We start from the raw sequence: 24,852 nt of genomic DNA on the forward strand, positions 1-24,852 counted from the left end.
ATTTTGCCTTTGGGGGGTTCCAGCGTGCCGCGATAGATCAGCCCCTTTGCGTCAAGGGCGGCAATCGCCTCTTCAATCAGGTTGGTGCCATAAAGCGATTTTTCGCTGAAGAAATTGTCCATCGTAATGCCAAGCTGGGCCAGATCTTCGCGGATCAGGTCCATCATCTTTTCAGTCGCAAATTCGCGGATGTCGTCCAGCCAGACGGCCTCATCTTTGTTCAGATAAGCATCGCCAACTTTAGCTTTCAGCGCTTGACCAACATCCTTGAGGTATTCCCCCGGATACGTCCCATCAGGGAATTCGATCTGTTGATCGTGCGCCTGCAAGTACCTCAGGTAGACGGAACGCGCCAGCACATCGACCTGTGCGCCGCCGTCATTGATGTAGTATTCCTTGGTGACGTCAAAGCCCGCGTAATCCAAAAGCCGCGCCAAAGCGTCGCCAAAAACGGCCCCCCGTGTGTGCCCCACATGCAGCGGTCCGGTTGGATTGGCCGAGACATATTCCACCATCATCTTCTGGTTTTGTCCCAGCGACGATTGCCCGTAAGTCGGATCGGTCAATGCGGCTTTGACAACGCCCTGCCAGACATCGACATTCAAACGCAGGTTTATGAAACCGGGGCCCGCGACCTCTGCCACTGCGATCTGCGGATCGGCCGAAAGCTTGGCGGCCAATGCCTCTGCTATGGCACGCGGGTTCAATTTGGCAGGTTTCGCCAGAACCATCGCCGCATTCGTCGCCATATCACCATGCCCGGCATCGCGCGGCGGTTCGACCGCGACGGCCTGCATCGCGAGACCGGATGGCAAGGTGCCTTCGACCGCCATTTCATCAAGGCAAGCCAGCACACGCGTGCGCACATCGGCGAAAAGGTTCATTTTGTCGTCCTAAGTCGGGTTTGTGGGTGGTTTACCACCCCTGCCGGACGGAGCAAGCAGACTCTTTGCAAAACCCCACCGCTAGTTTCCGTCGATGACACCGGGCGGGATGCTTTCGCCACCGATCAACCGCCGATGCTCCTGAATTGCGAAACGGTCGGTCATGCCCGCAATATAATCGGCAACGATCCGCGCGAGCGCGGTTTTGTCCGGCGCGTCCGCAACGTCCTTGCGCCATTGTTTTGGCAGCTCGTCGGTGTTTTCCAGAAAGAACGGGAACAGATCATCAATCATTTGTGTGACGACAATGCGCATCTCAACCACGGCAGGCGCGCGGTACATGCGTGCGAACAGGAATGCGCGGATCACTTTCAGATCCGTCCAAAGTGCCGGCGAAAACTGTACCATCATGCGCCCGGCATGGCGCACATCATGTACCGTCGCAGGCGCGCATTCGGTCAGGTTGCGGCGGCTGACGGTAATGACATCCTCAACCAAGACGCCAAAGAAGCGGCGCAGCGCCTCATGCCGCCGCCGATAATAATTCAGGTCAGGATATTTGGCATCCACGCGCGCAAAACAATCCTTCAGGATCGGCAATTCGGCCAATTCATCGGTACTAAACAATTCCGCCCGCAACCCGTCATGCAGATCGTGATTGTTATAGGCAATATCATCAGCGAGAGCCGCCGCCTGCGCCTCCGCGCTGGCATGGGTATGCAATTCCAGATCATGGCGCGCGTTGTAAGCGGCCAGCGCATAGGGGATGTCGCCGATCACCGGACCATTGTGCTTTGCAATCCCTTCCAAGCTTTCCCACGTCAGGTTCAGCCCGTCCCATTCCGCATAGTGCCGCTCTAAATTCGTCACGATATGCAGGGCTTGGGCGTTATGATCAAAACCGCCATAGGGCTGCATCAAGGCATCAAGCGCCTCTTCGCCGGTATGCCCGAAGGGCGTGTGGCCCAGATCATGGGCCAAGGCGACGGCTTCGGTCAGTTCGACGTTCAGATCAAGGGCAGCGGCCACGGTGCGGGCAACTTGGGCCACTTCAATCGAATGGGTTAACCGGGTGCGAAAATAGTCCCCTTCATGTTCAATGAACACTTGGGTCTTATGTTTGAGCCTGCGAAAGGCGCTCGCATGAATGATCCGGTCGCGGTCGCGCTGGAACGGGGACCGAAAGGTGCTTTCTTCCTCGGGGTAAAGACGCCCCCGCGGATTGGCGGGATCAGTTGCATATGGCGCTGCCATTGTTTTCTTGCCTGTCTTGCCGCGTTTGCCTGTCCCTCCTATATTAGAAAGGTAACGGAACTGATAGGTCTGACGCGATGTTCACTGTCCCGCCCAAAGTCACCCCCCGCGCCTTCGCGCGTCTGGCAGAGATCGGCGCATCCGCCCAAGGCAAGGCCTTGCGGGTCGCGGTCGAAGGCGGTGGCTGTTCGGGCTTTCAATATGAGATCGATCTTGATGATGCCAAAGATGACGATCTGGCGTTGTCGCATGAGGGCGAAACTGTGGTGATCGACAGTGTCTCCCTGCCCTTCTTGGCAGATGCGGTCATTGATTTCAGCGAAGAGCTGATTGGCGCCCGTTTCGTTATCAACAACCCCAACGCGACTTCATCTTGCGGGTGTGGCACGTCATTCTCGATGTAGGCCTGCGGTAAGGTCTGATTGGCGCCTGCGGCATGTTCCGGTCTGGGTTGCTTTCTGTTGTCACCTTAGTCAAAACCAATGGGCAAAGCGGGGACAACATTCATGAAAATCGCGACATTCAACATCAACGGAGTGAAAGCCCGTATCGGCGCGCTGACGGATTGGATTGACGCCGCGCAACCCGATATCGCGGTCCTGCAGGAGATCAAATCAGTCGATGAGAACTTCCCCCGTGAAGTCTTTGAAGACAAAGGCTATAACGTGGAAACCCATGGTCAAAAAGGCTTCAACGGCGTGGCTTTGCTATCCAAGCTGCCGCTGGAGGATGTAACCCGCGGCTTGCCCGGCGCAGAAGGCGCGGGCCGCGAAGGTGTCGATGATATTGAGGCCCGCTATATTGAGGCGACCGTGGTTGGTGTGAAAGCTCTGCGGATCTGCGGCCTCTATCTGCCCAACGGCAACCCTGCACCGGGGCCCAAATACGATTATAAACTGCGCTGGATGGACCGTCTGCGCGACCGCGCGACCGCCTTGATCGCGGCGGAAGAAACCGCAATCATCACTGGTGATTTCAACATCATCCCGCAAGCCGAAGACGCCGCCCGCCCTGATGTGTGGCGCGAAGATGCCCTCTTTCGCCCCGAAAGCCGCGCTGCATTTCGCCGCATCGTGAACCTTGGATACACCGATGCCTTTCGCGCATGTGAGGCTGGCGACGGCCATTATTCATTCTGGGATTACCAAGCAGGTGCATGGGATCGAAACGACGGCATTCGTATCGATCACTTCCTTTTGACACCGCAATGCGCCGATCTTTTGACCAATTGCTGGATCGAAAAAGACATGCGCGGCCGTGACAAGCCTTCCGATCATGTCCCTGTCTGGGTTGACCTCGCGCTCTGAGCTGTCATCCTTGTTGGCGATGCAACATATCACCGCCGCTCTTGCTCTGGGATTGATCTTGCTGCCCAACACAGCCGCAGCGCAATGCCGGATGGCTGTTGCGGGGGCCAATTGCGTGACAGTGCCGCCAAGCGCGCGGACATATGTCCCCCCACCCGGCCCTGTTGAAATTGGCGATATTCTGGAGCGTGGCGAATATTCAATGCTGATGAATTCGCGCTACTACGGATTGCCTGCTGTCAGCGATGGCTGGGTCTATATGCGCATCGAGGACGAGATTTACCGCGTCGATTGGCGAACCCATGAGGTGCTTGAAAAAGTGACGGATCAAGCCAACAACCGCTGGTAGCGCCTAGGCGGTCACATCGTGATCGTAAAGCCAGCCAAGCCGGTTGAGAAAAGCATCTGGCGCCATCTTGCCCATCGCCTTGAGCCCGGCATGGGCCACGCGCCTTTGCACCCCGCCCAAATGATAGTTCTTGGCATTTTTATTGGCCGCCTCAATCGCCTTGACCACGCGCGCGCGACGGCGTGACTGGTAGGTTGCCAAAGCCTGCCCAAGGTCAGCCGCCGCGTCGCAACTACGCGCCAGCACAAATGCGTCCTCAATCGCGAGGTTCGCGCCTTGTGCCAGAAACGGCAGCGTCGGGTGGGCAGCGTCGCCCAAGATCGCCACCGAACCCGTATGCCATTTTGCGGCAACCGGATGCCGAAACAGCCCCCAGACGTTGACGGTCTCAACCTCCCCCAGAATGCCCTTCACCGCCCAGTTGCAATCGGCAAATGCCTGTCGCAGATTTCCTGGGTCATCACTGTGATGCCAGCCTTCGGCGACCCAGTCGCCGCGCTCTTGCACGGCAACAATATTCAAACGCCCACCGGCCAGCGGATAGGTCACCAGATGCCGACCGGGCGCCATCCAGACCTGCGCGATTGGCTCCGCATTGTCGGCTTTGACCATCGCGCGCCAGGCAATCTGTCCGGTGAAAAAAGGCTCAGTCGGCGTGTTGATGACGCCGCGCGCCACCGAATGCAGGCCGTCTGCGCCGATCGTCAGATCAGGGCTGATCTTGTCACCGCCAAGCACAAAGCTGCCATTGGGTGAAAGCGCGTCAATGCGCGCACCAAGGCGTACCGTGACACGCGCAGCCTCACAGGCGCGGGCCAGCACGTCAATCAGGGTGGCGCGGTGGTAAAATCTGTAGCTGGGCGTCTGGCCGCTGAGATCAAAGCGGGTGATTTCTTTTCCACTAAGCGCATCCATCGGGGCGACTGCCTGAGCGGTGATGCCAGAGGCATCAAGCGCGCGCTCCACCCCCAGCGCATTGAGCGCGCGCGCGCCATTAGGGGTAATTTGCAACCCGGCACCCACTTCCGTGAGCGCATCCGCCTGTTCAAAAACAGTGACTTTTGCGCCTTGTCTGGCAAAGGCGAGCGCGGCAGTCAGGCCGCCGATACCGCCACCGACGATGGCGATATCACGCTGTGCGTTATGCCCCATCTCAGTCGTCGCGGTGGACCTTCTCACGGCGCTCGTGGCGCTCTTGGGCCTCTAAGCTCATGGTCGCGATCGGACGGGCATCCAAACGCTTCAGTGAAATCGGCTCACCGGTGATTTCACAGTAGCCGTATTCGCCTTCGTCGATGCGACGCAGAGCGGCGTCGATCTTGCTGACAAGTTTGCGCTGACGGTCACGTGTGCGCAGCTCTAGCGCACGGTCGGTTTCCTCTGATGCGCGGTCCGCAATGTCGGGGATGTTGCGGGTCTGGTCTTTCATGCCAGCGACGGTGTCGCGGCTGTCTTCCATAAGTTCCGCTTTCCAGTCGTTCAACTTTTTGCGAAAGTACTCGATCTGCCGGTCATTCATGAATGGTTCGTCATCGGCTGGACGATAATCGTCTGAAGCAATTACTTCTGCTTTCATCTTTTTCCCCTTTGCTTGTCGCGGACCTGCGAACATGAAGAAGGCCCAGACACCCCAATTTCCGCTCCGTTTAACCGCATGTTATCAAACTGTCACCCCCTCATTTGGTGTTTAACAAGGTGTTGATGATGATCTTTGCCCGGCATAGGTTGCACAGGTCTGCGCAAAGGAAACAAAGATGCAATTTACCGGGACTGACAGTTATGTGGCCACTGCTGATCTGACGATGGCAGTCAACGCCGCCGTCACGCTGGAGCGCCCTTTGCTGGTGAAAGGCGAGCCCGGCACCGGCAAGACAGAGCTCGCGCGACAGATCAGCGCAGCCTTGGGTATGCCGATGATCGAATGGCACATCAAATCCACCACCAAGGCGCAACAGGGGCTATATGAATACGACGCCGTCAGCCGTTTGCGCGATAGCCAGCTTGGTGATGCGCGGGTCAATGACGTGGCCAACTACATCAAGAAGGGCAAGCTTTGGCAGGCGTTTGGTGCAGACGGCAAAGTCCTGCTTCTGATTGATGAAATCGACAAGGCCGACATCGAGTTTCCCAATGACCTGTTGCAAGAACTCGACCGGATGGAATTCCATGTCTATGAGACCGGCGAGACGGTGAAGGCAGTGCATCGCCCTGTCGTCGTCATCACCTCCAACAACGAAAAGGAATTGCCCGACGCATTCCTGCGCCGCTGCTTTTTCCACTACATCCGCTTTCCGGACATCGACACGATGCGCCAGATCGTCGAAGTCCATCATCCGGGCATCAAGGCTGACCTGCTGACCACGGCGCTCACGCAATTCTACGAACTCCGCGAGACAGCGGGGCTGAAAAAGAAGCCATCGACATCCGAAGTGCTGGATTGGCTCAAGCTGTTGCTGGCAGAGGATCTTGACGCGTCGGAACTCAAACGTGATGGCACCAATGCATTGCCGAAACTGCACGGCGCCCTTCTCAAGAACGAGCAAGACGTGCATCTGTTTGAGCGCCTGGCTTTTATGGTGCGCGCGCAGCGCTAGGCCAACATAGACGTGACTGGCCATGTCGGTGAAAACCACTAGGCTATGGCGCAGAACGCAAGGGACGCATTTCACCACCATGACATCACTGCTCTTTTCATTGAAATGGCTGGCCTCTGGTGCTGTCCTTTTTGCCGCCGGCTGCGCCCAACTGCCTGTCACTGACGCCCCTGCCCCGATCCGGCTGGATTTCCCGCCGATGCAGAGCTTTCCATCAGCCAGCCCCGGCGCTGCGACACGCGCGAATACGCAAATCGCTGCCGATTTTCTGGACCTCACCTTTGAAATGGAAAGCGGCCGCCCTTTGGCTGTCCTGACCCGTTTTGAAGGGCCGATTACGGTGCGCGTGGCTGGCCCCACCACGCCGCAGTTGAATCGGGATCTGGACGGTCTGATCGCACGCCTGCGCAATGAAGCCGGATTGGACATTCGCCGCACTGACAAGATTGACGCCAGCATCGCTGTGCAACTCATCCCCACACGTGATCTGCAAAGGGTCGCGCCCAATGCGGCCTGTTTTGTTGTCCCGCGTGTGCAAAGCTGGTCAGAGCTGCGGGCGGCGCGCAACAGTGGCATTCTGGACTGGGGAACATTGGAGCGGCGCGAGAAGGCCGCGATTTTTATTCCCTCAGATGCCACCCCACAAGAAACCCGCGATTGCCTGCATGAGGAATTGGCCCAGGCGCTTGGCCCTATCAATGACCTCTATCGTCTGCCGGATTCGGTCTTTAATGACGACAATATTCATGCCGTGTTGACCGGCTTTGACATGCTGATTCTGCGCACTATCTACGCCCCCGATTTGCGCAACGGCATGTCACGCGACGCGGTGCAACAAGCCCTGCCGCGTATACTGGCCCGGATCAACCCGCGCGGTGAACGGATTTCAGCGCCCCCAGAAGTGCGCACCCCACAGGTCTGGAAGACCCTCATTGAGGCGGCACTGACCGACCAGCGATCTGATCGGCAACGCAGACTTGCGGCGGCACAGGCGATTGATGCAGGTGTCGCAATGGGCTGGAGCGGCGTGCGTGCAGGCTTTGCCCAATATGCCTATGGGCGGCTGCAAATCGAGAATGACGCGTCAAAAGCGCTGCAAGCCTTCAATGACGCCAACCGCATTTTTGCGCAAACCCCTGAAACGAACCTGCACCGCGCCTATATCGCCGCACAGTTGGCAGCCTATACGCTGATCTCAGGCGATGCGGAGGCGACAATTTCGATTACCGAGGCAGCGATTCCCGTGGCCCGCCAATATCAAAATGCCGCATTGATGTCGCTTTTGATGATGTTTCAGGCCGAAGCGCGCGACCTGCAAGGCGACACTGACGCCGGCATGGCGGTGCGACTGGACAGTCTGGGATGGGCGCTTTATGGCTTCGGCACGCGGTCCGAAGTCGTTGACAGGCTGAATGAAATCGCATCTCTCGCGCCGCGCATGGCGCCAAGTTAACAAGGATTTCCGCATGATTTTTATTGTTTCTGGTATGGTAATCGGTGCCATCCTGGGCGCCATGCGCGCCAAAGCACGCGGTGGCAAAAGGCTTGATATGCTGCAATGGGGTGCGGTCTTCGCGATTCTGTTTGGCCTGATCGCCCTGTTTGTGATGATCCTGCTCAGCCGGGTCGTTGTCTAAGCGATGTTTCTGCCGTTCTTTGACAACCTGCGCCGTCACGGGGTGCCGGTGTCATTGCGCGAATTTCTGACCTTTCTTGAGGGCATGAAAGCCGGTCTTGCGACCTATGACGTCGAGGCATTCTACTTTCTGGCCCGCACCGTCATGGTCAAGGATGAACGGCATCTCGACAAATTTGATCGCGCCTTTGCCGCCAGCTTCGAAGGGCTTGATGCGATCCCGGATGAGGCGGTGATGAATGCCGTTGATATTCCCGCAGACTGGCTCAAAAAGCTGGCCGAAAAGCACTTGTCGGAGGCCGAAAAAGCCGAAATTGAAGCATTAGGTGGATTTGATAAGCTCATGGAAACGCTGAAGAAACGCCTTGAAGAGCAAAAGGGGCGGCATCAGGGTGGCTCCAAATGGATGGGCACGGCGGGCACGTCCCCGTTCGGGGCATACGGGTACAACCCCGAAGGCGTGCGCGCAGGCCAAAACGAAAGCCGCCATCAACGCGCAGTGAAAGTCTGGGACAAACGCGAATTTCGCAATCTGGATGACACGGTCGCGTTGGGCACGCGCAACATCAAAGTGGCGCTCAAGCGCTTGCGCCGTTGGGCGCGCGATGGCGCTGAGGAAGAGCTGGATCTAAACGGCACTATCCGCGCCACCGCAGAGCACGGTTATCTTGATGTGCAGACCCGGCCGGAGCGGCGCAATGCGGTGAAGGTGCTTTTGTTTCTCGATATCGGCGGATCAATGGATCCGCATATCAAAGTGGTAGAGGAATTATTCAGCGCTGCGAAATCGGAATTCAAGCATTTCGAACATTTCTATTTTCACAATTGCCTTTATGAAGGGGTCTGGAAAGACAACCGCCGCCGCTGGAATGCACAAACGCCGACGCGGGAGGTTTTGCGCACATATGGCTCTGATTACAAATGTATTTTCGTGGGTGATGCCAGCATGTCGCCTTATGAGATCGCATACAGAGGTGGTGCGAATGAGCATTGGAACGAAGAAGCGGGCCAGATTTGGTTGGCGCGGGCCCGCGATCAGTGGCCCGATCATCTCTGGATCAATCCGCTGGATGAACGGCAGTGGCCCTATACGCAATCGATCCAGATGATCCAGGAAATCTTTGGCCCGGACCGCATGGTGCCAATGACATTGTCCGGCATTGACGCCGGAATGCGCAGCCTGAGCCGTTAAACACTTGTGATTGCGCCGCGGGCCTCGCAGGATCGGCGTAACAGGGGCAACAAAGCGGCAACACGATGTGGTATCACATAAAAGACCTTTGGACACATCACCGGTCGGCGTTCATTGCCTTTTTGGTATTTTTGATGCTGGCCGGTATCTTCGGGGTACGCGCGGGCAACCAGCTCATCCATTGGGTACACCCGTCCCATCAAGACCAGCCGCTGGCGGGCTGGATGACCCCGCGCTATGTCGGGCAGTCCTATCGGGTGCCGCCTGAGGTCGTCAAATCCGCATTTGAGATGGACATGAATTCTCCGCCACACCGCATTTCGCTTGATCGTCTTGCCGCTGAAAACGGGATGAGCATGGATGAGATGCAATCGGCCCTCGATACCGCTGTCGCCGCATGGCGCGCGGCAAGCGCCCGGACCGGCCAATGACAGATCTGATCCTCTCGCTTGCTGCGGACTACGGTGTGCCATTGCTGTTTGTGATAACCTTCCTGAGCTGTCTTGCCTTGCCTGTCCCATCATCGCTTTTGATGCTCGCAGGCGGGGGGTTTGCTGCGGCGGGGGATCTGACGCTCGCGGCTGTCGTTGCTGCGGCCATCAGCGGTGCTCTGATTGGCGACAATCTGGGCTTCTTGATTGCACGTCGGATGGGATTACGGCTGGATGACTGGTTGCTCAGGCGGCCCAGACGCGCTGCTTTGCGGGCGCAATCAGAGGCTTATATGGATAAATGGGGCAGTTCGAGCATCTTCTTTTCGCGTTGGCTGGTCGCGCCATTTGGCCCTTACGTGAACTATGTCAGCGGGTTGTCAGGTGTCAACTGGCCGCGGTTTGCGCTTTGGGGCATGGCCGGTGAAATCGTCTGGGTCGGGCTTTATGTGGGGCTGGGGTACGGCTTTGCCGATAACATCGCGGCAATTTCCAGCCTGCTTGGCAACCTCTCGGGCTTTCTGGCCGCTTTGGTGGCGGCAGCGGGCCTTGGTCTTTGGATGCGCCACGCCATCCGCGTCCGCGCCGCTGCCCGCCGCCACGCATGAATGTGACCGATCAGACCTTGCCGGACGCCGTTCCTGCGCCCATATCAGACCCATGTTGAAACTGACCCCGATCCTGCTGGCCCTGCTTTACGGCCTCGCGATGTACCGATTTTCGATCTGGCGCACCAAGCGCGAGCTTGACGCGAATTCGACCGAGTTGGCCGATCCGATCCTGAAAGTCTTGATGGAGCGCATGGCCAAGGCGCTCGATATTGAACGGATAAAGGTGCATGTTTACGAGATCGATCCGGTCAACGGCCTCGCGGCCCCGGACGGGCGTATTTTTATTACGCGGGGGTTTTTCAATAAATACCGTGCCGGTGAAGTCAGCTCCGAGGAGATGGCCACCGTGATCGCCCACGAGTTAGGTCATGTCGCCTTGGGCCATTCGCGCCGCCGGATGATCGATTTTTCAGGGCAAAATGCAATGCGGACAGCGCTTGCGATGATCCTTGGCCGGTTTATTCCCGGCGTTGGCCCCTGGATCGCAAATGCGCTGATGAGCCTGCTTGCTGCCCGCCTGTCACGCAGTGACGAATTTGAAGCGGATGCCTATGCCTCGGCTCTTTTGATGAAGGCCGGGATTGGCACTGCGCCGCAAAAGAGCTTGTTCACGAAGCTCGAAACCCTGACAGGTGCGCGCGGGGCCGCGACGCCTGCCTGGATGATGAGCCATCCCAAGACACAGCAGCGTATTGCGGCCATCGAAGCCAATGAGGCCCGTTGGTTGGCGGAAAGCTGATCGCTGAACCGGGATTGGTTTGAACGCGCCGGAGCCTCCGGCGGGAGTTTTCGGGCCAAGATGAAGTCTTGGAGGCGGTCTTATGAGAGTGCTTTGCCGAACTTCGGCATCCGGGCTTTTTTCATCAGTGCCCGCATTTGCCATGGTTGGTCCGAGAGCCGGTTTGCTTCGGACAGCACTTGTGTTGCGACATATGTCACGCGCTCCGGGTCGTTTTGCAAAAGCATTGACGCGAAACCGTCGGGATCCCACCGCAGCAGCGCTTCATCACCCAGGATTTGTTTGGGAAAGTCCTTGGCGTTCATCGTCAGTATCCCATCACATGAACCGACCGAGGCTGCCGTCAAGACGTGGATGTCGTTCGGATCTGGTAACCAGAATTGTCGCTCTCTGGCTTTGTCATAGCGCACCAGCGCGTTTGGAAACTGCGCCGTGAGCAAGGCGATTTCGCCCCGCGCCCAGACCCCATCAGCCGCACTGCGTTTGCCCGCGGCCCGCGCCCATTCCTCCAATATCCGTTCCGACCACCTTGGCGCGAACAACCCTTGTTTGGCGCAGCCCAAAAGCACCTCGCGCATGACGGTTGGATAGAGCACGCAAGCGTCGAGCATCACTCTCATAGCCGGTAGAACAATGCTTTCAGATAGCCGCTTTCCGCCAGATGCGGCAACAGCGGATGGTCAGGGCCTGCAAAGCCTGTATGAATGATTTGCCCCCGGCGCCCACCGCGTCCGATGCCGCGCGATGAGGCGTTGCGAAACCGCGTCAGGTCTGCCGCGTGTGAGCAGGAACAAAGCACCAGATAACCACCATCGGATACCAGAGGTGCCGCAAGCCGTGCGATCCGTTCATAGGCCCGCAGGCCGGCCTCCAACGCCGGTTTTGCCGGAGCGAACGCAGGCGGGTCACATATGACCACATCAAATCTGCGCCCTTCCTCGGCCAATGCGCTCAGCATATCGAATGCATCCCCTTTGCGCGTCTCGAACCGATCAGAGACGCCCATCGCGGCCGCCCCTTGCGCGGCCAGTTCAAGCGCCGGCCCTGATCCGTCAACGGCCAGCGCCGATTTCGCCCCGCCCGCCAACGCGGCCAAACCAAACCCGCCCACATGGCTGAAAACATCCAATACATCCCCGTCTCGTGACAACCTGGCCGCCAACGCGTGGTTGGGCCGTTGGTCAAAGAACAGGCCGGTTTTTTGCCCGCCCATCACATCCGCCATATACATGGCCCCGTTCATTGGGACTGGCACTGCCCCATTCGGGGCTTTGCCTTCCAAGACCGTCATGGTTTCTTCGAGCCCTTCAAGGCTGCGCGCGCGACCTGTGCCATTCATCACTACAGTCGTGACACCTGTTATGCTTCGTAGTGCCGCCGCCAAGGCGCCCAACAGCGCGTCTGCCCATGCCGCGTTGGGTTGCACGACAGCCACGTCACCAAAGCGGTCAATGACCACACCCGGCAAGCCGTCGGCCTCCGCATGAGCCAAACGATAGAATGGCGCATCATAGAGCCGGTCCCGATGTGCCAGCGCCCGTGCGATACGCTTTGCAAACCACGCCTCATCAATGACGGCTTCAGGGTCGCTGTCCAGCATCCGGCAAATGATTTTTGACTTCGGGTTGACGCCCACCACACCCATGGCGACGCGGTTGGCATCCTCAAGCACTGCCAAGGTCCCCGGCGCAAGCTTGCGGGTGCGACGGTCGGTGACCAATTCATTGGCGTAAACCCAGGGAAACCCGTGCCGAATGGCGCGGGCTTCAGCTTTGGGGATCAGGCGGACGGTGGGATATGTTTCTGTCATAACCCGCCTCTTATCTACTCTGCGGGTGCGGGGAAAGCCTAGACCAACTGTTGGCGCAAGAAGACCGTCAGGAAATCGGTCACCCGCACCCGTTGCGTCAGGCCCTGCTCGATCAGTAACTGCCCACGACGTCCGCCGGGCGCATCGAGGTTGCCTTCGACCCGCCGTGTTGGCTCAATAACGCTGCCATCGCGGGCGTCCCGCACGGTCATATCGAAAATGATGTTATAAACACCGCCAACAGTCAGCCGCGTCAGATCCGTGACCGCGTGAAATCGCACCAAAGTGATCTCCAGATCAATCGGTGTATCGCCACGCATATCAGGCTTGTTGCGGTCAAATGCCGTTTGGAACATCGAGGCAATCTGCGGGATGCGCGCACCGCGCGGGTCGCCGCGCCAGACGATATCAGCGATCGGATAATAGGATTCGTCCTCAGATACGACCAAGTCCGACAGAACCCCAAATTGCAGGCTACGCAGGGAATAGGACCGTGACATCTCCGGACGCGGCGTTCCAGACCCGCCAAACACGGCCGGCCCACACGCCGCCAGCAACGCAAATGGAACAGTAGCAAGAAAACTGCGTCTCAGCATGACCAACCTCGTTATTTGAATGTCCTGGCCGCAGCAAGATGGCAGACCGCTTTGGCCCCTTTGAAAGCCCAAATCGCATTGCAACGCAAGCGCCATCATGTGGCTTTTTCACCCCTTGTTAGCGCTAACAAGTCATGCTATGAGCGGCCGAGACAACCTAATGAGGAAATTATGCCGCTGCATCCCACTATTGCCGCCGTCACCGACCGTATCCGTGTCCGTTCCGAAGGGCCACGTCGCAAGTATCTTGATACCATGGCCCGTGCCGCTGCCGAGGGACCGCGTCGGTCACATCTGACCTGTGGCAATCAGGCCCACGCCTATGCGGCCATGGGTGACGACAAGGGCACGCTGACTGCCGACAAGGCGCCCAATATCGGGATTATCACGGCTTATAATGATATGCTCTCCGCCCATCAGCCGTTTGAAAAATATCCAGATCTGATCCGCGCCGCAGCCCGTGCCGCCGGCGGGACAGCGCAAGTGGCAGGCGGTGTGCCCGCAATGTGTGACGGTGTTACGCAAGGCCAGACAGGGATGGAGTTATCGCTGTTTTCGCGCGATGTGATTGCATTGGCCGCGGGTGTTGGCCTGTCGCACAATGTCTTTGACAGCGCCGTCTACCTCGGTGTTTGCGACAAGATCGTGCCCGGCCTTGTTATGGCTGCTGCAACCTTCGGCTATATCCCCGGCATCTTCATGCCCGCGGGTCCCATGGTCTCCGGCCTGCCCAATGATGAAAAAGCCCGCGTGCGTCAGGAATTTGCCAAAGGCAACATCGGCCGCGAAGAGCTGATGAAGGCTGAAATGGCCTCTTATCATGGACCGGGCACCTGCACCTTCTATGGCACCGCGAACTCCAACCAAATGCTGATGGAATTCATGGGCCTGCACCTGCCCGGCGCGTCTTTCGTCAATCCCGGCACGCCGCTGCGCGATGCGCTGACAACGGCCGCAACAGAGCGGGCTTTGCAAATCACTGCCCTCGGCAATGACTATACCCCGGTCAGCGATATTCTGGACGAGCGCGCCTTCGTGAACGGCCTTGTCGGTTTGATGGCGACGGGTGGGTCGACGAACCTTGTGATCCACCTGCCTGCCATGGCGAAAGCAGCTGGTGTGATCCTTGATCTGCAGGACTTCAGCGATCTGTCTGAAATAACACCACTGATGGCGAAGGTCTATCCAAACGGTCTCGCCGATGTGAACCATTTCCATGCCGCAGGCGGTCTGGGCTATATGATCGGCGAGCTGCTCAACGCAGGATTGCTGCATGAGGATGTGACAACCGTTGGCGGCAAAGGGCTGGCGCGGTATTCACAAGAGCCAAAGCTGGTTGATGGACGTATCGCCTATGCGGACGGTGCAGGTACAACGTTGAACGACAGGATTTTGCGGCCGGCCAGTAATCCGTTCCAACCGCAAGGCGGGCTGACGCAATTGTCCGGCAATCTGGGGCGCGGTGTGATAAAGACTTCCGCTGTCGCACCAGAACGGCATATCGTCGAGGCGCCTGCCCGCGTCTTCCATACACAAGAAGCGGTCAAGGATGCCTTCAAAGCGGGTGAATTCACGCATGACACGGTGATTGTGGTGCGGTTCCAAGGCCCGAAATCAAACGGTATGCCGGAATTGCATAGTCTGACGCCAACACTGTCCGTCTTGCAAGATCGCGGTTTGAAAGTGGCACTTGTCACCGATGGGCGGATGTCCGGCGCATCCGGCAAAGTCCCCTCCGCGATCCATGTTTGCCCCGAAGCCGCAGATAACGGACCGATTTCCAGGATCAAGGATGGCGACGTGATCCGGCTGGATGCCACCACCGGCACCATTGAAGCCGTTGGCGTCGATCTGAGCACCCGCAAGGCTGCCACCGCCGATCTGTCTGGCAATGGCACTGGCGTCGGGCGCGAAATATTCGAGGTCTTCCGGAAAAACGTCGGTCAGGCCGCCGATGGTGCTGGCATCGTGGTCTGAAGCGCATCACTTCTCTTTCCCAATAAACTTCCGCCGGAGGCAGCCCCCCTCGCCTTTGACACAACCGTAAGGAATTCCATAATGACCCCGCAACAAGCCTCTGTCGAAGCTCGGAAAATCTGCCTCTTGGCCCCGGTCGTGCCGGTTTTGGTCATTGATGATGCATCAAGTGCGGCCGATCTGGCCCGTGCCTTGGTCGCCGGTGGTTTGCCCGCTCTGGAAGTCACCCTGCGCACGCCGGCGGCCCTTGATGCGATCCGCGAAATGGCCCGCGTGCCGGGCGGTGTCGTCGGTGCGGGCACGTTGCTGACCGCGCAAGATGTCGAAAACGCGAAAGAGGCCGGTGCCACCTTCGGTGTCTCGCCGGGTGCGACCGACAGGCTGCTTGACGCTTGCGAGGCCAATGATCTGCCGCTTTTGCCCGGTGCGGCCACCGCATCGGAGGCGATGCGCCTGCTGGAACGCGGGTACACTGTGCAAAAATTTTTTCCCGCCGAAGCAAACGGCGGCGCCGCCGCGCTGAAAGCGATCGGGGCGCCCATTCCACAGGTCAGCTTTTGCCCTACGGGCGGGGTGAACCTGCAAAATGCCGATATATATCTGCGGCTTAGCAACACGCTTTGTGTAGGCGGCTCTTGGGTCGCGCCCAAAGACAAAGTCATCGCAGCAGATTGGGCGGGCATCACAGCATTGGCAGCCGAGGCCGCGCAACTCGGCTAGATATTGCCTGAAGGTGCGCAAGCATTCACGGCACGTTAGGACTTATCGCTTAGTGAACACTCCATCTGAATGGAGGAGCGATCGATGTTGGATGCATGGCCGGTTTCACGGCGGATTGGCAGCGGGTTTCTGGTGCTGACCTGCCTCATCATCGCCTTGTCTGTGTTTTCGCAGCGCGCGGTGGGCAATTTGGGCAGCGTCTATCTTGAATACCGCAATATTTCGAAGCAGGTCGTCTCGCTGAACACTTTCTTCGAAAGTTTCTCTGAGGCTCAACACGCGGCCATGATGTATGTTGTCACACCGCGCGAAAACCTGAAGGCGGCGGTGGTTGAAAAAATGGCTGAAATTTCAGACCGGCCGGAAATAATTGAACCCTTCGAAACATCCGCTGACCGGCTCTCGGAAGTGCGCCAAATAATTGCCAACGCCGTCGGCTACAAAGACAGTTTCCTGATGCTGTCTGACCACCTTCAAACTGCCGCAGACCTTGAACAAACCATCGATGCAGACCTGACCGCCTTCGAGACGGATATGAACGCCATATTTTCAGTCACGGTCCAGACTGGCACAGCTGCGATAATCAGCGCAGCGGGGCTGACGCTTCAGTCGGCAATGGCCGCCATTGCACAAGCAAGGCAATTCAAGTTGACCGGTGATCCTGACGATCTGAGCCAGTTTGAAACGCGCTATGGGGACTTTGAACGGAACTTCCGCAGGCTCTCTGCCCGCAACGGTCAAGACACAACCGCGCGACAAATCTCGCAACTTGAACAACGTCTGCAAGGTTTCCCCGACGCATTTGTCGCGTTTTCCCAATCGCAACAAACGACGCGGGCGCTCAAAACACGTGTGCTAAATCAAGATGGGCCATCCATTCTCGCCGGCATTCATCAGATCGCCGACGATATCAGCAATCGTCAGGAAGAAATCGGTCCCAATGGTGAGGCGATCTTGGGGAAATTGCAGAAGGTTATTCCGGCGGCGGGGGTCACCGCGACATTGATCGCACTCTTGTTAACCTTTGGCATCGGGCGCTGGGTAACACGCGCAATCAGTCGTCTGGCCGATACAACTGACGCACTGGCCGGAGGTAACAATAATGTCGAAATCCTGGGCACCCAACACAGCCACGAATTGGGTCGGGTCGCGCGCGCATTGAATGTTTTTCGCCAAGCGCAAATCGATCGTGGTGAAGTGATGGCCGAACATGCACGGTTGCAAGAGCAACAAAACAAAGTTGTCGAGACCATGAAAACCGAGCTTGCCAAAGTAGCCGACGGTGATTTGACGCGGAAAATCGACATCAGCTTTGCAGCCGAATACGACGCCCTGCGTGAAAACTTCAATGACGCAATCGAGGCCCTTCACGCAGCCATTTCACGTGTGAACGACACGACAGCGCTGATTTCACAAACAACATCGCAGACCGCATCGGCTACCAATGAATTGTCCCAACGGACGGAGAATCAAGCCGCAACCCTCGAACAGACCGCAGCCGCACTCGACGAGCTGACCGCGAGCGTGAAATCGGCTGCCGAACACGCGAAGTCTGTTGATAGTTCTGTCATTCGTGCCCGGACAGAGGCCACCAAGAATGGCGAAATCGTCGCACAAGCGGTTGCTGCAATGTCGGCGATTGAACAGTCGTCAAAACAGATTTCGCAAGTGATCGGCGTGATCGACGACATTGCGTTTCAGACAAACCTCTTGGCGCTGAATGCCGGGGTCGAAGCCGCAAGGGCGGGCGAGTCAGGACGGGGCTTCGCGGTTGTTGCATCTGAAGTGCGCGCACTTGCCCAACGATCCGCCGAAGCCGCAAAAGAGATATCCGGCCTGATCGCCAACAGCTCCCGTCATGTCGAACAAGGCACCGAACTGGTCGGCAACGCAGGCGAGGCATTGGGCGAAATCATCACGCAGGTCAACGACATCTCTTCCATGACATCACAGATCGCGACAAGTGCAGAAGAGCAGGCCATTGGTCTGTCAGAAATCAATATTGGCGTAAATCAATTGGATCAGGTCACGCAGCAAAACGCGGCAATGGTGCAAGATCAGATAATGCGGGGCGATATGCTGTCAGCCGAGACACAAAAGCTTTCAAATCTCATCAAGCAATTCCGCATCAGGGCGGGTCAGGGCAATGATCGCACTCAGGAAGACGGCGTCCATGAGCTGGAATCCGCAATCGCGGGCACCGACAGAGATAACCGATCACCATCAGTTGGAAGTGACGCGCGCGACGCATCCGGCCACAGTACTTGGCAAAGCGCCTAGTGCGCCCCATACGCCCAGTGCGCCGACCGCGCAGGATGACCGTCAAAGCCGGCTACTCTGACCGTTTCTCCATCCGCCTTTGCCGTCCGCCCCTGCGCCTGGCTTGCGGCGCATCGGCAAGAGCGTCGCGCAGTGTTACCAGCATCGGATGATGCACGTTGTCGGGGGTTTCAAAGGCAGCGACCAACATTCGCACCTGCGCGCGCGTATCAAATTGCGCGGGCAAGCCCAACGCCCAGTCAAGAAAGATGCTGCGACACTCAGCCGGTGTAATTCCGTCGATTGCGAAAGCATCCTTCATCAAACCCTTTGGATCATGGATTGACGCCGTGTTCATTTTTGCGACACCCCGCGAGAAATAATACCATCCGCAATCGCTGCATGGGTCTGCATGGCCTGCATCAAATCAGCCAAGCCCTCCATTTGGGTTTCGCGCAAGATGAGACGCCGTGCGCCTTCGCCCAGATCAGTCAAACTTATCCCATCCTCTGTCAGAAAACGCACAGCCGTTTGCGTTGTCTCAAAAAGCACCGCCGCCGCCAAAAGCGCCGCCTTGTCACCGGCATCCAAATAACCATCCGCGACACCCGCCTGCAATTGCCCCGCAATATCGGCGGCAGGCGACCCGCAGCGCAATGCAATCATCTGTGCAAAGAGTGTGACATCCTGCAACCGCCCCGCCCCTAGCTTCACATCGCTGTTGGACTGTGGCGTTTTTGCCGCCGCGATCCTGCGCCGCATGTCTGACACATCTGACAGAACGGCTTCGTTTCCAGATTTTTCCTGCAAGAGCTTCGCGCGAAAATCCATGATCTGTTCCTGCAACGATCTGTCACCGGCAATCGTGCGCGCCCGCGTCAAAGCGAGGTGTTCCCAAGTCCAGGCCTGGGTGCGCTGATAGTCCGTGAAGGCATCAAGCGAGGTGGCCACCGGGCCTTGCCGCCCCGAGGGGCGCAAACGCATATCAACCTCATAGAGCCGCCCTTCGGCCATTGGTGCAGTAAGTGCGGTGACCATCGCTTGCGTCAAGCGTGCAAAATAAGCCCTTGTCTGCAATGGCCGCACCCCATCTGAGCAATCTTGGCCCTGCGGATCATAAATCACGATAAGGTCGAGATCGGACCGCGCCGTGAGCTGCTTAGCCCCCAATGAGCCCATCGCGACAATCACACCGCCACGTCCGGGAGGGGCCCCGTGCTTTTGCGCAAACTGCGCGACAACGATGGGCCAGAGTGCCGCAACCACAGCCTCAGCCAGCTCAGCATATTGGTTGCCCGCCTCGGACGAGGAGATCAAACCCCGCAAGAAATGCACCCCGATCCGGAAGTGCCATTCCTTGGCCCAACGCCGCGCCGTCAACAATTGCGCCTCATAATCGCCATTGCCCTGAAGCGCCGCCGTCAAATCCGCAACAAGCGCGTCGCGCCCCGGCCAATCCGCAAAGAATGACCCACCAATCACCGCATCCAAAACCCCGGCGTTGCGCGACAAATATTGCGCCAATGCAGGTGCGGTCGCACAAATATCGACAATCAGGCTGCGCAACTGCGGATTGGCCTCAAACATCGAAAAGAGCTGCACTCCCGCCGGCAAACCGGCCAAGAACCCGTCAAACTGGGCAAGCGCCTCGTCCGGCTTGGCTGCATCTGCCAGGCGGGAGAGGATGTCCGGTTTCAAACGTGCAAAGATTTCCGAAGCCCGCGTGGATCGCAGTGCCGGATAGGTCCGCCAGCGCGCCGTAACCTCAAGCCCCCAGTCTTCGCTTGTGTCTTTTGCCGGTTGGTCCGGGGCAAAGAACCCTTCTGTCAACGCATGAACGTCCGCGAGACGGCGCAACATGTCGTCGCGCCAAGTCGCAACGTCTTGCCCCATGAAGGCGGCCAAACGTGCAAATCCCGCATCGTCATGCGGCAACACTTGTGTTTGCGCGTCATTTATCATCTGCAAACGGTGCTCAACCTCGCGCAGGTAGCAATAGTGATCGTAGAGCCGGTTGGCGACATCTTTGCTGATCCAATTGGCCGCGGCCAAGGCCGCGAGCCCTTCACGCGTCCCAATGGCGCGCAGGCTGCGGTCGCGCCCTCCTGCGATTAACTGCCTTGTCTGGGTGAAGAATTCGATCTCGCGAATGCCACCGCGTCCCAATTTTACGTTATGCCCCTCTAGCACGACAAGGCCGTGCAGACCTTTGTGATCGCGGATTTTCAGACGCATGTCATGGGCATCCTGAATGGCCGCAAAATCCAGATGCTTTCGCCACACAAATGGCTCCAAAGTTGCAAGGAATTGCGCACCGGCCGCCTGGTCACCGGCGCAGACCCGCGCCTTGATATAGGCCGCACGCTCCCAGGTCCGGCCGACGCTCTCGTAGTAGCGCTCTGCCGCTTCCATCGACAGACACACCGGCGTCACGGAGGCATCAGGCCGCAGGCGCAAATCCGTGCGAAAGACATATCCCCCATCGCGCACATCCGAGAGTATCGCCGTCATCTTGCGCGTGACCCGAATGAAGGCCGCCCGCACTTCGTGATAATTGTCAGGATCAAAACGCGTTTCATCAAAAAGGCAAATCAGGTCAATGTCGGAGGAATAATTCAATTCCCCCGCGCCCATCTTGCCCATTGCCAAGACGACCATGCCGCCCGCATTCGCGGGATCGTCGCTTTCGGGCAGTTTGCCGCGCGCGACCTCAGCCGCAACAAGCCGGGTAACGCAGGCCTGCACCGCGGCGTCAGCAAAACCCGTGAGCGTTTCAGTAACGGTTTCAAGCGGCCAGACGCCCGCCAAATCCGCCAAACCCGTCAACAGCGCTATCCGGCGTTTGCATTGGCGTAGCGCAATGGGAAGCGCGGTCAGGGAGACGCTCGGGATCTCCGACAAGAGTGCTGCAACCGCCGCTTCGGGATCATCGAACGCGGATTTGATCCACACCTCTTCCTGGCGCATCAAATCGGCCAGATAGGGACTGCACCCGGCCGCGCCCGCAATCACATCGCGCAGAGCATGCGGAAAGTCCGCAAAACCCGCCAGCGCTTCACCACCCCTTTCGGTATCAAAAGGCACTGGGCTGCGGGAGATGCGGGATGCAAACGTCATGCAGGCACAGTATTGCGCGGCGCGCGCGGGTCAATGCAGATCAACACCGTCGCATGTGCAAAACCACATCTGGCAGCCCGGACGGCCATCTATGTCACCCTTCTCTGCCCGCACCGGCGCAGCCAAGTTAATGCATATTCCGCATCCCAACAGGCCGATCATCCCCGCCTATCAGGTCAAGGCGCGGAACCTACGCAGCTATTTCTCTCTTAAGTTACTGATTTATATTCGCAATAAAAGTAAATGTAAAAAACATTTACATTTCATCTTGAACTCCGGTCGCGAAATGCCAATATCTGTCATGTGAAAAGCATTCACATCAACGCATACCGATAACAAAGGAGCCGACAATGACCACCGCCACCCCCCATTCCCCTATGGCTATTGACCAGCAGATGGGGTTTTTCGCCCGCGCTGAAGCTTGGCTCGATGCCCGCGGCAAAGGCGCCTGGATCGCAGCCATGGTCGTCAGTTTCATTCTGTTTTGGCCAATCGGTCTCGCCCTTCTAGCCTATTTGATCTGGAGCAAACGCATGTTCAATACTTCCTGCAACGGCCATTCCCGCCGCCACAGCATCCGCAAATCTTCAGGCAATAACGCATTCGACGCCTATAAATCTGAGACGCTACGCCGTCTGGAAGAAGAGCAAGACAACTTCGAGGCCTTCCTCAAGCGTCTGCGCGATGCCAAGGACAAGGCCGAGTTTGACCAGTTCATGCAGGACCGTGCTGCTGCACAGGACGCCAACGCAGGGCCAACGCAGCCGACCCCGACGACCGCTTGATCCCCCACTGTCCCTCCAGGGGTGGCCTGTTTCTCCACAGGCCGCCCTTTCATTTTTTTTAAAGACCGTCGAAAGTAGAACGATGCCGATTGAGACAAATCAATATCCAACCCGTTTTTCCAGCGCGCATTTCGCAGGCGTTCCGCTGAAACGCGGCATCGCGTGGGTGTTTGACGTGGTGCTGATCGCCATTCTCAGCGCGCTAATCCTGCCCTTTACCGCCTTTACAGGCATCTTCTTCTTTCCCGTGATGATGCTGGTAATCGGTTTTCTCTATCGTTGGTTCACGATTGCAGGCAGTTCGGCCACCTGGGGGATGCGGATCATGGGCATTGGCTTGCGCGATCTTGATGGCGCTCCACTGACGAGCGGCATGGCGCTGGCCCATACAACCGGCTACACCGTGAGCGTCGCAATGGCGCCCCTGCAATTGGTTTCGGTTATCCTGATGCTGGTGACTGCACGCGGACAGGGCCTGAGCGATCACGTACTTGGTACAAGGGCCATCAATCTACCGCGTTAATTGTGCGACAAGCGCGCTCTTGGCGGATGGTAAATCGATTGTTAAGATCACCCCGTTACCGCCGGAGTGTCTATGCGTCATACCCTTCCTATCGCGCCGCAGTTTTATGTGACGGCACCGCAACCCTGCCCCTATCTTGATGGCCGCATGGAGCGTAAGCTGTTCACCGCGCTACAAGGCGACACTGCGCCCGAACTCAACGATGCTCTTTCAAAGCAGGGCTTTCGGCGTTCGCAGAATGTGCTTTACCTCCCATCTTGTGCGGAATGTTCCGCCTGTATGTCGGCGCGTATTGATGTGAGTAAATTCCAGCCAACCCGCAGCCAACGACGTGTGTCCAAGCGCGCGGCCCATATTGACCGCCGCGCGACCTCGCCTTGGGCGACGGAAGAACAATACGATCTGTTTCGCAAATATCTTGATGGCCGCCATGCGAAAGGCGGTATGGCGGATATGGATATGTTCGAATTTGCCGCCATGGTCGAAGAAACCCCGATCCGGTCCCGCCTGTTTGAATACGCCGATAAAATCAACCTGCGCGCGGTTTGCCTGACGGACGTTCTCGATGACGGGTTGTCGATGGTTTATTCCTTCTTTGACCCCGAAAGCGAAAAACTGTCGCTCGGAACATATGTCATCCTTGACCATATCGGCGTCGCACAAGAACTGGGCCTGCCCTATGTCTATCTTGGCTATTGGGTGCCGGGCAGCCGCAAGATGGGTTACAAGGCGAACTTCGCAGGCCTTGAGGTCTATCGTGGCGGCGCTTGGGAGCCGCTCGGCGATCCTGAAGGCTACGAGGTCGACGTCCACCCCCTGTCAACCGATCCTATCGCAGAACAAGTCGCCCAGATCGCATTGCCACCCGGGCGGAGCTGATCCCCATCACACGAAGGGAGGCATGAAATGCCCGCATATGTCATTGGCCAGCTCGATATTCACGATCCTGAGGCATACCAAGCCTACTTGAATGGCTTCATGCCTAGTTTTGAAAGACACGGCGGCGAACTCCTTGCAACGTCGCGCGCTGAGACCGAGATCCTTGAGGGCAGTTGGGCTATGCCGCGTACCGTGATTATGCGTTTTCCATCGGTGCAAGACGCCAAGGCGTGGCACGATGACCCTGATTATCAGGAACTGGCAAAGATCAGGAAGCGGACCGCTGCGACCAATTTGGTGGTGATTGACGGGATCGGTTGACGACTTGGCGCCCTTTGCAGATGCAGGTGGCGTGAAAACCGGGATTGTTCCAGCTCGGGCTGGCGCGGATTGAACGCGGATCCCGACCCCGAAACGAAAAAAGCGGTGCCAATGGCACCGCCTTATCTTGTCTTTGACCCTCAGCTTAGTTGATGAGGTTCGGAATGATCGTGACGACCGCGGGGAACAACGCCAGCAAGGTCAGTCCTGCCACCTGAATCCCGATGAACGGCATCACGCCCTGATAGATCTGGCCCGTCGTAATCGACTTGGGTGCCACGCCGCGCAGGTAGAACAGCGCAAAGCCGAACGGCGGGGTCAGGAACGAGGTTTGCAAATTCACCGCGATCATGATCGTCACCCATTTCGGATCAAAGGTACCGCCGTAGATCACGGGCCCGACAATCGGGACCACGATGTAGATGATCTCAAGAAAGTCGAGGACGAAGCCCAAAACAAACAGCACCAACATCACCAACAAAAAGACCGTCCATTCGTTATCAAATGACCGCAGGAATTGTTGGATGTAGTCTTCTCCTCCGAAGGAAATCAGCACAAGGTTCAACAACTGAGAGCCGATCAGGATGGTAAAGACCATCGACGTCACCTTGGCCGTTTCACGCACGACAGGGGCGAGAACCCCGCCCGCAATCAGTACCCAGCAGGACCACAGCAAGCCGAACATCGCAAAAAGGAAGCTGCCGAAAGCGACCAGATAGGCAACACGGTCTTCAAACAGGACGACCTCCTTGCCCAGCCGCATGTCGAAATTCGTCCCGATGACAAGCATCACGACAATCGCACCCGCTGTCAGCATCACGATCCGGCCGGATTGACCGCGTTCCTTGCGTTTGCGGTAGGCGGCCAG

At 57.7% G+C, this 24,852-nt stretch carries 27 protein-coding genes; 17 read left to right on the forward strand and 10 right to left on the reverse strand.

Annotated elements, in window-relative coordinates; genetic code table 11:
- Both argS and ACFDSS_RS04920 read right to left on the reverse strand, forming a co-directional pair.
- On the reverse strand, positions 1-884 hold an 884-nt coding region (gene argS / locus ACFDSS_RS04915), incomplete at its 3' end, for an arginine--tRNA ligase (protein ID WP_375254649.1).
- A gap of 81 nt (positions 885-965) precedes the next feature.
- A complete protein-coding gene (locus ACFDSS_RS04920) occupies positions 966-2,138 on the reverse strand; it encodes a deoxyguanosinetriphosphate triphosphohydrolase (protein WP_375254650.1) in 1,173 nt (390 codons plus the stop codon).
- 77 nt (positions 2,139-2,215) lie between these two features.
- On the opposite strand from ACFDSS_RS04920, the gene ACFDSS_RS04925 reads away from it, so the two are divergent.
- The 3 genes from ACFDSS_RS04925 to ACFDSS_RS04935 all read left to right on the forward strand — a co-directional run bounded on the left by ACFDSS_RS04925 (position 2,216) and on the right by ACFDSS_RS04935 (position 3,794).
- On the forward strand, positions 2,216-2,542 hold the full coding sequence (locus ACFDSS_RS04925; RefSeq protein WP_375254651.1) for a HesB/IscA family protein: 327 nt from the start codon (positions 2,216-2,218) through the stop codon (positions 2,540-2,542).
- 102 nt (positions 2,543-2,644) lie between these two features.
- Positions 2,645-3,445 carry an exodeoxyribonuclease III gene (gene xth / locus ACFDSS_RS04930; RefSeq protein ID WP_375254652.1) on the forward strand — a complete coding sequence of 267 codons (801 nt, stop codon included), beginning with the start codon at positions 2,645-2,647 and terminating at the stop codon, positions 3,443-3,445.
- Between the two features lie 19 nt (positions 3,446-3,464).
- Entirely contained in the window at positions 3,465-3,794 is a 330-nt protein-coding gene (locus ACFDSS_RS04935; RefSeq protein ID WP_375254653.1) for a hypothetical protein, read from the forward strand.
- Between the two features lie 3 nt (positions 3,795-3,797).
- On the opposite strand, the gene ACFDSS_RS04940 is transcribed toward ACFDSS_RS04935, so the two are convergent.
- Together ACFDSS_RS04940 and dksA are read right to left on the reverse strand one after the other, a co-directional pair.
- Positions 3,798-4,973: an FAD-dependent oxidoreductase gene (locus ACFDSS_RS04940; RefSeq protein WP_375254654.1), complete on the reverse strand. Its 1,176-nt coding sequence runs from the start codon at positions 4,971-4,973 to the stop codon at positions 3,798-3,800.
- Complete coding sequence (gene dksA / locus ACFDSS_RS04945; RefSeq protein ID WP_375254655.1) at positions 4,948-5,370, reverse strand: RNA polymerase-binding protein DksA; 423 nt, start codon at positions 5,368-5,370, stop codon at positions 4,948-4,950. The genes ACFDSS_RS04940 and dksA overlap by 26 nt, the downstream gene beginning before the upstream one ends.
- A gap of 178 nt (positions 5,371-5,548) precedes the next feature.
- Here dksA and ACFDSS_RS04950 point away from each other — a divergent pair, with 178 nt between their 5' ends.
- The 7 genes from ACFDSS_RS04950 to ACFDSS_RS04980 all read left to right on the forward strand — a co-directional run bounded on the left by ACFDSS_RS04950 (position 5,549) and on the right by ACFDSS_RS04980 (position 10,997).
- Entirely contained in the window at positions 5,549-6,388 is an 840-nt protein-coding gene (locus ACFDSS_RS04950) for an AAA family ATPase (protein WP_375254656.1), read from the forward strand.
- Between the two features lie 79 nt (positions 6,389-6,467).
- Positions 6,468-7,841, forward strand: coding sequence for a DUF2927 domain-containing protein (locus ACFDSS_RS04955; RefSeq protein ID WP_375254657.1), 1,374 nt, complete (start codon positions 6,468-6,470; stop codon positions 7,839-7,841).
- Between the two features lie 13 nt (positions 7,842-7,854).
- Positions 7,855-8,025 carry a hypothetical protein gene (locus ACFDSS_RS04960; protein WP_375254658.1) on the forward strand — a complete coding sequence of 57 codons (171 nt, stop codon included), beginning with the start codon at positions 7,855-7,857 and terminating at the stop codon, positions 8,023-8,025.
- 3 nt (positions 8,026-8,028) lie between these two features.
- Entirely contained in the window at positions 8,029-9,216 is a 1,188-nt protein-coding gene (locus tag ACFDSS_RS04965; RefSeq protein ID WP_375254659.1) for a VWA domain-containing protein, read from the forward strand.
- Between the two features lie 134 nt (positions 9,217-9,350).
- Positions 9,351-9,647 carry a hypothetical protein gene (locus tag ACFDSS_RS04970; protein ID WP_375254660.1) on the forward strand — a complete coding sequence of 99 codons (297 nt, stop codon included), beginning with the start codon at positions 9,351-9,353 and terminating at the stop codon, positions 9,645-9,647.
- Positions 9,644-10,255, forward strand: a complete 612-nt coding sequence (locus ACFDSS_RS04975; protein ID WP_375254661.1) for a DedA family protein — start codon at positions 9,644-9,646, stop codon at positions 10,253-10,255. Before ACFDSS_RS04970 ends, ACFDSS_RS04975 begins: the two co-directional genes overlap by 4 nt.
- A 52-nt stretch (positions 10,256-10,307) precedes the next feature.
- Positions 10,308-10,997 (forward strand): M48 family metallopeptidase, encoded by a 690-nt coding sequence (locus tag ACFDSS_RS04980; protein WP_375254662.1) that lies wholly within the window; start codon positions 10,308-10,310, stop codon positions 10,995-10,997.
- An 80-nt stretch (positions 10,998-11,077) separates the two neighbouring features.
- On the opposite strand, the gene ACFDSS_RS04985 is transcribed toward ACFDSS_RS04980, so the two are convergent.
- Genes ACFDSS_RS04985 through ACFDSS_RS04995 form a run of 3 tightly spaced genes read right to left on the reverse strand, consistent with a single transcriptional unit; the run spans position 11,078 to position 13,307 of the window.
- A complete protein-coding gene (locus ACFDSS_RS04985) occupies positions 11,078-11,617 on the reverse strand; it encodes an RSP_2648 family PIN domain-containing protein (protein ID WP_375254663.1) in 540 nt (179 codons plus the stop codon).
- Entirely contained in the window at positions 11,614-12,807 is a 1,194-nt protein-coding gene (locus ACFDSS_RS04990; protein ID WP_375254664.1) for an RSP_2647 family RNA methyltransferase, read from the reverse strand. The genes ACFDSS_RS04985 and ACFDSS_RS04990 overlap by 4 nt, the downstream gene beginning before the upstream one ends.
- Positions 12,808-12,845: 38 nt before the next feature.
- Positions 12,846-13,307 (reverse strand): DUF6778 family protein, encoded by a 462-nt coding sequence (locus tag ACFDSS_RS04995; protein ID WP_375254665.1) that lies wholly within the window; start codon positions 13,305-13,307, stop codon positions 12,846-12,848.
- 267 nt (positions 13,308-13,574) lie between these two features.
- Here ACFDSS_RS04995 and edd point away from each other — a divergent pair, with 267 nt between their 5' ends.
- From edd to ACFDSS_RS05010, 3 genes are all read left to right on the forward strand, one after another.
- Complete coding sequence (gene edd, locus ACFDSS_RS05000) at positions 13,575-15,380, forward strand: phosphogluconate dehydratase (RefSeq protein ID WP_375254666.1); 1,806 nt, start codon at positions 13,575-13,577, stop codon at positions 15,378-15,380.
- Between the two features lie 81 nt (positions 15,381-15,461).
- The gene (gene eda, locus ACFDSS_RS05005; protein WP_375254667.1) at positions 15,462-16,100 is read left to right on the forward strand and encodes a bifunctional 4-hydroxy-2-oxoglutarate aldolase/2-dehydro-3-deoxy-phosphogluconate aldolase; all 639 of its coding nucleotides are present in this window, start codon (positions 15,462-15,464) and stop codon (positions 16,098-16,100) included.
- 84 nt (positions 16,101-16,184) lie between these two features.
- Positions 16,185-18,380 carry a methyl-accepting chemotaxis protein gene (locus ACFDSS_RS05010; RefSeq protein ID WP_375254668.1) on the forward strand — a complete coding sequence of 732 codons (2,196 nt, stop codon included), beginning with the start codon at positions 16,185-16,187 and terminating at the stop codon, positions 18,378-18,380.
- 52 nt (positions 18,381-18,432) lie between these two features.
- Here ACFDSS_RS05010 and ACFDSS_RS05015 read toward each other — a convergent pair whose 3' ends face one another.
- Positions 18,433-18,717: a hypothetical protein gene (locus ACFDSS_RS05015; RefSeq protein ID WP_375254669.1), complete on the reverse strand. Its 285-nt coding sequence runs from the start codon at positions 18,715-18,717 to the stop codon at positions 18,433-18,435.
- Complete coding sequence (locus tag ACFDSS_RS05020; protein ID WP_375254670.1) at positions 18,714-21,476, reverse strand: glutamine-synthetase adenylyltransferase; 2,763 nt, start codon at positions 21,474-21,476, stop codon at positions 18,714-18,716. Before ACFDSS_RS05020 ends, ACFDSS_RS05015 begins: the two co-directional genes overlap by 4 nt.
- Before the next feature lie 350 nt (positions 21,477-21,826).
- Here ACFDSS_RS05020 and ACFDSS_RS05025 point away from each other — a divergent pair, with 350 nt between their 5' ends.
- The 4 genes from ACFDSS_RS05025 (at position 21,827) to ACFDSS_RS05040 (ending at position 23,984) form a co-directional block, all read left to right on the forward strand.
- A complete protein-coding gene (locus ACFDSS_RS05025; RefSeq protein ID WP_375254671.1) occupies positions 21,827-22,261 on the forward strand; it encodes a DUF2852 domain-containing protein in 435 nt (144 codons plus the stop codon).
- A gap of 82 nt (positions 22,262-22,343) precedes the next feature.
- Positions 22,344-22,784 carry an RDD family protein gene (locus tag ACFDSS_RS05030; RefSeq protein ID WP_375254672.1) on the forward strand — a complete coding sequence of 147 codons (441 nt, stop codon included), beginning with the start codon at positions 22,344-22,346 and terminating at the stop codon, positions 22,782-22,784.
- A gap of 72 nt (positions 22,785-22,856) precedes the next feature.
- Positions 22,857-23,663 (forward strand): arginyltransferase, encoded by an 807-nt coding sequence (locus tag ACFDSS_RS05035; RefSeq protein ID WP_375254673.1) that lies wholly within the window; start codon positions 22,857-22,859, stop codon positions 23,661-23,663.
- 27 nt (positions 23,664-23,690) lie between these two features.
- The gene (locus ACFDSS_RS05040; RefSeq protein ID WP_375254674.1) at positions 23,691-23,984 is read left to right on the forward strand and encodes a DUF1330 domain-containing protein; all 294 of its coding nucleotides are present in this window, start codon (positions 23,691-23,693) and stop codon (positions 23,982-23,984) included.
- Between the two features lie 145 nt (positions 23,985-24,129).
- Here the strand turns inward: ACFDSS_RS05040 and ACFDSS_RS05045 are convergent.
- Positions 24,130-24,852 (reverse strand): TRAP transporter large permease subunit (locus ACFDSS_RS05045; RefSeq protein ID WP_375254675.1); only part of this gene is annotated, 723 nt, incomplete at its 5' end.

Source organism: Yoonia sp., from assembly GCF_042093035.1.
Lineage (GTDB): Bacteria > Pseudomonadota > Alphaproteobacteria > Rhodobacterales > Rhodobacteraceae > Yoonia.

What these genes read in the sequence shown, in the direction of transcription:
- ACFDSS_RS04935 (WP_375254653.1), top strand. Translation starts at nt 3,465, where the DNA reads ATGCAACATATCACCGCCGCTCTTGCTCTGGGATTGATCTTGCTGCCC.
- ACFDSS_RS05035 (WP_375254673.1), top strand. Translation starts at nt 22,857, where the DNA reads ATGCGTCATACCCTTCCTATCGCGCCGCAGTTTTATGTGACGGCACCG.
- ACFDSS_RS04960 (WP_375254658.1), top strand. Translation starts at nt 7,855, where the DNA reads ATGATTTTTATTGTTTCTGGTATGGTAATCGGTGCCATCCTGGGCGCC.
- ACFDSS_RS04980 (WP_375254662.1), top strand. Translation starts at nt 10,308, where the DNA reads ATGTTGAAACTGACCCCGATCCTGCTGGCCCTGCTTTACGGCCTCGCG.
- ACFDSS_RS04975 (WP_375254661.1), top strand. Translation starts at nt 9,644, where the DNA reads ATGACAGATCTGATCCTCTCGCTTGCTGCGGACTACGGTGTGCCATTG.
- dksA (WP_375254655.1), bottom strand. Translation starts at nt 5,370, where the DNA reads ATGAAAGCAGAAGTAATTGCTTCAGACGATTATCGTCCAGCCGATGAC.
- ACFDSS_RS04990 (WP_375254664.1), bottom strand. Translation starts at nt 12,807, where the DNA reads ATGACAGAAACATATCCCACCGTCCGCCTGATCCCCAAAGCTGAAGCC.
- ACFDSS_RS04925 (WP_375254651.1), top strand. Translation starts at nt 2,216, where the DNA reads ATGTTCACTGTCCCGCCCAAAGTCACCCCCCGCGCCTTCGCGCGTCTG.
- ACFDSS_RS04920 (WP_375254650.1), bottom strand. Translation starts at nt 2,138, where the DNA reads ATGGCAGCGCCATATGCAACTGATCCCGCCAATCCGCGGGGGCGTCTT.
- ACFDSS_RS05010 (WP_375254668.1), top strand. Translation starts at nt 16,185, where the DNA reads ATGTTGGATGCATGGCCGGTTTCACGGCGGATTGGCAGCGGGTTTCTG.
- ACFDSS_RS05015 (WP_375254669.1), bottom strand. Translation starts at nt 18,717, where the DNA reads ATGAACACGGCGTCAATCCATGATCCAAAGGGTTTGATGAAGGATGCT.
- ACFDSS_RS05025 (WP_375254671.1), top strand. Translation starts at nt 21,827, where the DNA reads ATGACCACCGCCACCCCCCATTCCCCTATGGCTATTGACCAGCAGATG.
- ACFDSS_RS04955 (WP_375254657.1), top strand. Translation starts at nt 6,468, where the DNA reads ATGACATCACTGCTCTTTTCATTGAAATGGCTGGCCTCTGGTGCTGTC.
- ACFDSS_RS05020 (WP_375254670.1), bottom strand. Translation starts at nt 21,476, where the DNA reads ATGACGTTTGCATCCCGCATCTCCCGCAGCCCAGTGCCTTTTGATACC.
- ACFDSS_RS04965 (WP_375254659.1), top strand. Translation starts at nt 8,029, where the DNA reads ATGTTTCTGCCGTTCTTTGACAACCTGCGCCGTCACGGGGTGCCGGTG.
- ACFDSS_RS05040 (WP_375254674.1), top strand. Translation starts at nt 23,691, where the DNA reads ATGCCCGCATATGTCATTGGCCAGCTCGATATTCACGATCCTGAGGCA.
- ACFDSS_RS05030 (WP_375254672.1), top strand. Translation starts at nt 22,344, where the DNA reads ATGCCGATTGAGACAAATCAATATCCAACCCGTTTTTCCAGCGCGCAT.
- xth (WP_375254652.1), top strand. Translation starts at nt 2,645, where the DNA reads ATGAAAATCGCGACATTCAACATCAACGGAGTGAAAGCCCGTATCGGC.
- ACFDSS_RS04970 (WP_375254660.1), top strand. Translation starts at nt 9,351, where the DNA reads ATGCTGGCCGGTATCTTCGGGGTACGCGCGGGCAACCAGCTCATCCAT.
- ACFDSS_RS04985 (WP_375254663.1), bottom strand. Translation starts at nt 11,617, where the DNA reads ATGAGAGTGATGCTCGACGCTTGCGTGCTCTATCCAACCGTCATGCGC.
- ACFDSS_RS04995 (WP_375254665.1), bottom strand. Translation starts at nt 13,307, where the DNA reads ATGTCACGGTCCTATTCCCTGCGTAGCCTGCAATTTGGGGTTCTGTCG.
- ACFDSS_RS04950 (WP_375254656.1), top strand. Translation starts at nt 5,549, where the DNA reads ATGCAATTTACCGGGACTGACAGTTATGTGGCCACTGCTGATCTGACG.
- edd (WP_375254666.1), top strand. Translation starts at nt 13,575, where the DNA reads ATGCCGCTGCATCCCACTATTGCCGCCGTCACCGACCGTATCCGTGTC.
- eda (WP_375254667.1), top strand. Translation starts at nt 15,462, where the DNA reads ATGACCCCGCAACAAGCCTCTGTCGAAGCTCGGAAAATCTGCCTCTTG.